7 protein-coding genes are annotated in these 6,546 nt (G+C 60.6%); 3 read left to right on the top strand and 4 right to left on the bottom strand.

Annotated elements, in window-relative coordinates:
• Nucleotides 1-222: 222 nt before the first annotated feature.
• Both RI563_RS09920 and RI563_RS09915 read left to right on the top strand, forming a co-directional pair.
• Nucleotides 223-1,239: a CDP-6-deoxy-delta-3,4-glucoseen reductase gene (locus tag RI563_RS09920; protein ID WP_310694220.1), complete on the top strand. Its 1,017-nt coding sequence runs from the start codon at nt 223-225 to the stop codon at nt 1,237-1,239.
• An 82-nt stretch (nt 1,240-1,321) separates the two neighbouring features.
• Nucleotides 1,322-1,585, top strand: coding sequence for a hypothetical protein (locus RI563_RS09915; RefSeq protein WP_310694219.1), 264 nt, complete (start codon nt 1,322-1,324; stop codon nt 1,583-1,585).
• Here the strand turns inward: RI563_RS09915 and RI563_RS09910 are convergent.
• The 4 genes from RI563_RS09910 to hemC are packed head-to-tail and all read right to left on the bottom strand — an operon-like array spanning nt 1,571 to nt 5,599.
• Entirely contained in the window at nt 1,571-2,743 is a 1,173-nt protein-coding gene (locus RI563_RS09910; protein WP_310694218.1) for a heme biosynthesis protein HemY, read from the bottom strand. The genes RI563_RS09915 and RI563_RS09910 overlap by 15 nt on opposite strands.
• Nucleotides 2,740-3,900 (bottom strand): uroporphyrinogen-III C-methyltransferase, encoded by a 1,161-nt coding sequence (locus RI563_RS09905; protein ID WP_310694217.1) that lies wholly within the window; start codon nt 3,898-3,900, stop codon nt 2,740-2,742. Before RI563_RS09905 ends, RI563_RS09910 begins: the two co-directional genes overlap by 4 nt.
• Before the next feature lie 6 nt (nt 3,901-3,906).
• Nucleotides 3,907-4,683: a uroporphyrinogen-III synthase gene (locus RI563_RS09900; protein WP_310694216.1), complete on the bottom strand. Its 777-nt coding sequence runs from the start codon at nt 4,681-4,683 to the stop codon at nt 3,907-3,909.
• Nucleotides 4,673-5,599, bottom strand: coding sequence for a hydroxymethylbilane synthase (gene hemC / locus RI563_RS09895; RefSeq protein ID WP_310694215.1), 927 nt, complete (start codon nt 5,597-5,599; stop codon nt 4,673-4,675). Before hemC ends, RI563_RS09900 begins: the two co-directional genes overlap by 11 nt.
• Before the next feature lie 156 nt (nt 5,600-5,755).
• Here hemC and RI563_RS09890 point away from each other — a divergent pair, with 156 nt between their 5' ends.
• On the top strand, nt 5,756-6,244 hold the full coding sequence (locus tag RI563_RS09890; RefSeq protein ID WP_310694214.1) for a thioredoxin family protein: 489 nt from the start codon (nt 5,756-5,758) through the stop codon (nt 6,242-6,244).
• Nucleotides 6,245-6,546 lie beyond the last annotated feature (302 nt).

Genomic DNA, 6,546 nt, shown 5'->3' with positions numbered 1-6,546 from the left:
CCGGGTCGTCCAGGTCGGCCTGGTGCGCCGGGATACCGGCCGCCGTTAGTCGGTCGCCATGGCGACTCAGACCGGTGACCGGGATACCTTCGGCCTGCCACAGCCGGGCGACGCGGCGGCCGATGTCGCCGCAGCCAACGATAAATACCTGTTCAGGGGGTTTTACTGCCGGGTTCATTAGGAGATAATTCCGCGCTTTGTGATGAGAAGTTGAGCAATTTTATGAGTTTTTCCGTCAAAGTCGAGCCCAGTGGTCATACTTTTCCGGTAGAAGAGGATGAGCCGATCCTGGACGCGGCGCTACGCCATGGTCTGGCCCTGCCCTACGGGTGTCGTAATGGCGCCTGCGGATCCTGCATGGGCAAGGTGGTGGAAGGCAAGATCGCCTATCCTGACGATGAATTGCCCCCGGCGTTGACGGAGGAGCAGGCCACCACCGGCATGGCGCTGTTTTGCCAGGCGCGGGCCGCGGGCAACCTGGTGATCGAAACCCGCGAGGTGGCCGAAGGCCAGGATATTCCGATTAAAAAACTCCCGAGCCGCATCGCCGAGATGAGCCGGCTCAATCATGATGTCATGCTGCTCAAACTCAAGCTGCCCAGCACCGAGCGCCTGCAGTTTCTGGCCGGCCAGTACGTGGATTTCATTCTCAAGGATGGCCGGCGGCGCAGTTTCTCCCTGGCCAATGCACCACATGATGATGACTATCTGGTATTACACATCCGGCATGTCGAAGGGGGCCGTTTTACCGGCGAAGTGTTCGACAAGATGAAGGTCAAGGATATCCTGCGCATCGAGGGCCCGTTTGGCGGCTTTTATCTGCGCGAGGAATCGGATCGGCCGATGATCTTCATGGCTGGCGGGACCGGTTTTGCGCCCATCAAGGGGATGATTGAACATGCCTTCGCAATGGGTATTGAGCGGCCCATGCATCTGTACTGGGGCGCGCGGGCCAAACGGGATCTGTATCTGCCCGGGCTGCCCGAACAGTGGGCCGAAGAACACGCCAATTTCAGCTACACCCCGGTACTTTCCGAACCCATGGCGGAAGATCACTGGCAGGGGCGAACCGGCTATGTGCACGATGCGGTGATCGCCGATCATCCGCAACTGGCCGGTTACGCTATCTATGCCTCGGGCCCGCCGCCGATGGTCTATGCCGGTCAGGACGCGTTTCCCGCTCACGGGCTGGATATGGATCACTATTATTCGGATGCGTTTGAATACAACAAAGATTGAACCGGCTTGGCAATTCGCAAATTCCCCCGGCTCTGCTATCTTTGCAGTAGGGACAGTCTTGCCGTAACAAAGGAACGCGCGGGTGATGGATTCAGTTGGAGAAAAAGGCAGTCGTCTGCTGGATGAAACAGCCCAGTTGTGCGATTTGTTGCGTATGGCACATGGCACGGCCCATCGCATGCAGCAGGACCTGCATGGTGACACCTACGAGCGGACGACCGACATGGTCAACCAGTTACACGATCTGCGTGTGATGTGTAACAACCTGTTCGATGAAGTTGCCCATGAAGTCGGTGAGATGCAATCGGGTGAACACGAGATCGGTTCCGCATCAGATCGTCAATAACAATCCCTTGCGATAATACTCGGCGGCCAGGTTCGCTTCATTGAGCTGGTCCAGTAACTGACCCAGCTCCCGGTAGGTCTCCGGTAATTCATGGTTGCCCAGGCTGGCTTCCAGATAGCTGCGAGCCTTGCCCCATAATTCACAGCGCATCGCCAGTCGTCCCAGGGTCAGAAGTAAATTGGCGTTGTTTTCCCGCCCTTTTAACCAGTGCTCCGCCTGTTGTAACTGGCGATCCGGGCTGGTCGATTGGACCAGCCCGTAAAGGCGCACCAGCTCGCTGTTGTATTCCCGTTTGATCGCATCGCGCAGGATCGTCTCGGCCGTATCGTGTTGCTCCAGTGCGATCAGATGCGAGGCATATACTTCCACCAGATCCTGATCGTGACGCAGGTTCCGCGGAATCTGTTGCCAGATGCTGTTGAGATTTTCAGCTTTGTGGCCATTGACCTGTAACAGGTTGCGATAGACGGTCTTGCTTAACCGCTCATGTTCCTTTTCGTCGAGCACATGATATTTGTCGAGTTTGGGTAACAGGGCCTGCAGATCGCCCCAGCTGTGCAGTTGCTCGTATAGCTGCGCCAGCAGATAGAGCACATGGGGATGGCGCGGTGCCAGTGATTGCAAATGCATCAGCGAGGCCAGCGCCTGTTCAAGCTGACCGTGAGCCAGTTGCAGCTCCGCCTGGGTCAGTTCCACCGCGATATCCGCTCCGGGTGCGCTGTTATGCGCCAGCGACAGATAGTGATCGCGGCGTTCGTGGGCATGCTGTTTTTGCGCCGCGCGGGCGGCTGACAGGTAATTGAGCAGCGGGGTATCGCTGTCTTTGGCATGATTGATCAGGGCCCGTTCGGCGCGTCGCCAGTTGCCTTCGGCCAGCTCGATGAGACCGCGATTGGAGGAGTGGCGGGCCTTGCGCCGGCGCCGCAACTGACGCCAGCGGCGTAACCGGCCCGGTACGTGCCAGCCGCGCACCAGCGTGCGAATCAGAAAATAGAGCAGAAGAAAGCCGATCACCACGATACTGGCGAACAGCGACAGACTCATCTCCAGTGTGGTCTGGCCCCGGCTGATCAACACATAGCCCGGGTCCTGGTAGGCCAGCAGGCCGAGGAGCACGGCCGCCAGCAGAATCAAGAAAGCCGTAAACAACCACTTCATGAGTCGGCGCTTTCGGTTGTGTCGGTGGGAGTGTCACTGCCCTGCGACGGTGACTTGTCGTCGAGGCGTCGTTGTTGCCGGAAGCGCTCCAGTGCCTGGTGGGTGTCGCTGATGTCCGGCAGCGCGGGATGAATTTCCTGTTCGGCCAGCTGGTCCAGCTGCTCGAGCGTCTGGCGGGTTGGTGCCTGCTCGGTGTCAAAATAGGTTTCCACCCACTGGCGGGCCTGTTGCAACCGCTCGCGATAGACGCGGGTCTGGCCGTTGAGCAGGGCCAGGCGGGCCTGCTCCAGTTGCAACTGCAGGTTCTGCGTCAGGAAAAAACGTTGCTCGGGGGCCAACAGCGGCTGGATCGGTTCATCATGCTGGCGAATTACGACCAGGGATTTGAGGTCCTGCCACAGGGCGGTCGGCAGTTCGCGCCAGGTCTCCACCTTGTCGCTCTGCGAGGCGGCCGCGTCGAGCTGTTGCCGGGTTTGCGGATCGGGGGTAGCCAGCGGCAGGCGGGGAATATCTCCGGCCAGGCTGCTCAGGGTGAAGGAGAGGCCGGCCAGATCGGGCTGATTGACGGCGCGCAAATCATTAATGTCGGCGGCGATACGCTGGCGGATTTTCAGCAGGCCGGGGTCGGCCACTTCATGCAATCGCTCGTCGGCCGATTGCAGGGCGACGATGGCGGTGGCCACGTCCCGTTCCAGCAGCAGCCGGTGATTGGCCAGTTTGAGCAGGTATTCGGCCTCGGTCAGCAGCCAGTCGTTACGCAGATGGCTGCGGCTTTTTATCAGGGTCTGCAGGGCGTCATCCAGGTTTTGCTGGCGGGTTTGTAGCTGTTGCAACTGATCGTCCTGGCGGCTGTTCTGGTTGCTGTGCTGACGGCGCAGGCCGGTGAGGGTTTCTTCCAGCGCCGTCAGTTGCTGGCGTTGTTCGTCGGCCAGCTGCTGCTGGGTTTGCCACAGATAATAGCCGCCGGCTCCCACGCCCAGGGCGCCCAGCAGTCCCAGCAAGGCGATAAACAGGGCAACGCCGGCGCCGCGCGCACGGGGGGCCGGTTCACCGGTATTCTCCGGATTCGTCTCGCCCGATTCGGTGACTTCCGGGTTCTCGGCGTCGTCGTCCCCGGTCGGGATCGTTTCGTCGTGTGGCTTGTCGTTGTCAGTCATGACCTGTTACTCAGCATGGCGCCAGTGGCGCAGGGTCTCGAGCAGTCCCTGATCGCCGGGTTGTTCGCAGACCAGTATCGGTCCGGTAAAACCCCGTTGCCGGGCGGCGTCGGCAATGCGTTGATGAAACACCACCAGCGGGGTGTGTTGCAATGTTTCCTGTTCACTCTGGCCAAACTCGAGCAGGTTGGCCAGAGCCTCGCTGCTGCTGAGACTGATGATATCAATCTCGCCCCGGCGCAACGGCCCGAGCAGGGTTTCAGGATCGTTGGCCGGTGTCACGCGACGATACACTTCAGCATACTCTACCTGCGCGCCTCTGGCACGCAGGCTTGTCGCCAGTTTTTCCCGTCCGCCCTCACCGCGCACGATCAGCACCTTTTTGCCGCGAATCTGTGCCTCCTGCAGGGCCGGCAGCGCCAGCAGCGCCTCGCTGTCGTGGCCCTGCTGTGGCATCAGGTCGGGCGCACGCCCGGTCTGTTGTTCCAGGGCACGGGCGGTGCCGCGGCCGACACAGGCGAGTGTCAGGTTGTTGGGCAGGCCCTCGGGCGACAGGGCAAGGGCGTGGTGCACGGCGTTGGGGCTGATGAAGATGAGCAGGTCAGACTCCTGCACCCGGCTCAGGGCCTGTTGCGCGGTGGTGGGGTCGGCAGGCTGGTCGATGGCCAGCAGGGGGAATAGCAGCGGCCGGGCACCGACCTGCTCCAGTTGATGTTGCAGGTCGGCGCTCTGGTGAGACGGGCGGGTGATGAGCACCCGCAAGCCAGCCAGATCATTCGGCATACAGCGCGTCCAGGATCGCGTCGGCGCCGCGCGAGAGCAGGTCCTCGGCCAGCACCCGGCCCAGTTCGTCGGCGTCTTCCGGCTGGCCGGCAATTTCACCGCGCACGGTTTCGCTGCCGTCGGTGCGCCCGACCAGACCGCGCAGCAGGATGACACCGTGGGATAGCTCGGCGTAGCCGGCGATCGGGACCTGGCAACCGCCATTGAGGCGGTGGTTCATGGCCCGTTCGGCGCGCACCCGCAGCGCGGTGGTCTTGTCGTTAAGCGGGGCAATCAACTGGTTGACACGCTCATCGTCGCGGCGACATTCGATGCCGACCGCCCCCTGGCCGATGGCCGGCAGGCTGAGCTCCGGGCCCAGGAACTGGGTGATACGTTCCTCGAAGCCGAGCCGTTTGAGGCCGGCGGCGGCGAGGATGATGGCCTCGTAGTGATCGTCGTCGAGTTTTTGCAGGCGGGTGTTAACGTTGCCGCGCAGATCGATGATCTGCAAATCCGGCCGCAACTCGGCGATCTGGCACTGGCGGCGCAGGCTGGAGGTGCCCAGGCGGGCCCCCTCGGGCAATGCCTCCAGGTTCGGGTGGCGGTTGGAGACGAAGGCGTCGCGCGGGTCTTCGCGCGGACAGATGACCGGCAGGTGCAGCCCCTCGGGCAGCTCCACCGGGACATCCTTCATTGAATGCACGGCGATGTCAGCTTCGCCGGTCAGCAGGCCGTTCTCCAGCTCCTTGACGAACAATCCCTTGCCGCCCACCTTGGCCAGCGGGGTGTCGAGGATCTTGTCGCCCTGGGTGGTCATTTTGACCAGCTCCACCTGCAGATCGGCGTGAATGGCTTCCAGCGCGGCCTTGACGTACTCGGCCTGCCACAGGGCCAGCTGACTTTTGCGTGTCGCGATGCGGAGAATATCGGTCATGCCTTACTCTTGGTGTTAAATTAATAGGTAGATAAAAAGAGATTATAAAACTTTTGCGGAGCGATTCGTACAAACCTTTATAATACACCAATTCCAACTGGCCCCGATGCCCCGATGTTAAGACGCTTGCTTCTCACTTCACTGTTACCTCTGCTGATGACGCTGCCCGTGAGTGCGGCGAGTCAGGAGGCGCCCGCTTACAAGGTGCCCCGTACCGGGGATCTCAAAGCCGATGGTCAGCTGGCGCGCCGACAAAACCTGCCGATCCTGATCATGTTTTCGCAAACCGGCTGCAGTTATTGTGAGCAGGTACTGCAGCAATTTCTCGAACCGATGCGCAAAAGCGGTGACTATACCGACAAGGTGATCATGCGCAAGATCAAACTCGATTCCTTCGAGGAGATAAGAGATTTTGACGGCCAGTGGCGCGAGCCGGATGAGATCGCCATGCGTTACCGGGCCAGTGTCACACCGACGGTGGTGTTTGTCGATTATCGCGGCCATGAACTGGCCGAGCGGATTCTCGGGCTGACGACCGTCGACTTTTATGGCGGTGAACTGGACGATGCGATCGATCTGGCCTTGCAGCGACTGCGACCGATGAATGTGTCGCTGCAGCCTGCCGCGGACAACCGCCTGCAATAATCAACCTCTTATCTCGCAGAGCCGCCACGGCGCAAAGAACTCTGATTTCACTCATTTCTCAGCGAGCTCTGCGTCCTGGCGAGAGTATTATTGCCAGGTATCCACGCGGCCAGAAGATCGGTGCGTTGAATGCACTCCCTCCCTGACAGCCCGCCGGAGCTGTCATAAACTACCCACTTTGTGGGTCGTAGACGATTCTCAGTCGCCCGCCGCCGACAGGGTGCGCAGCAGTTCTCTTACCTGTGGTAAATGGCGGCGGCTGACTTCCAGCTGATGTTCGCCATGTTGTAGCTGGAGAAATA

The organism is Thiohalophilus sp. (assembly GCF_031581315.1).
GTDB lineage: Bacteria > Pseudomonadota > Gammaproteobacteria > UBA6429 > Thiohalophilaceae > Thiohalophilus.
The sequence above is the reverse complement of the archived record's forward strand: the minus strand, read 5'-3'. Positions and strand labels throughout refer to the sequence as shown.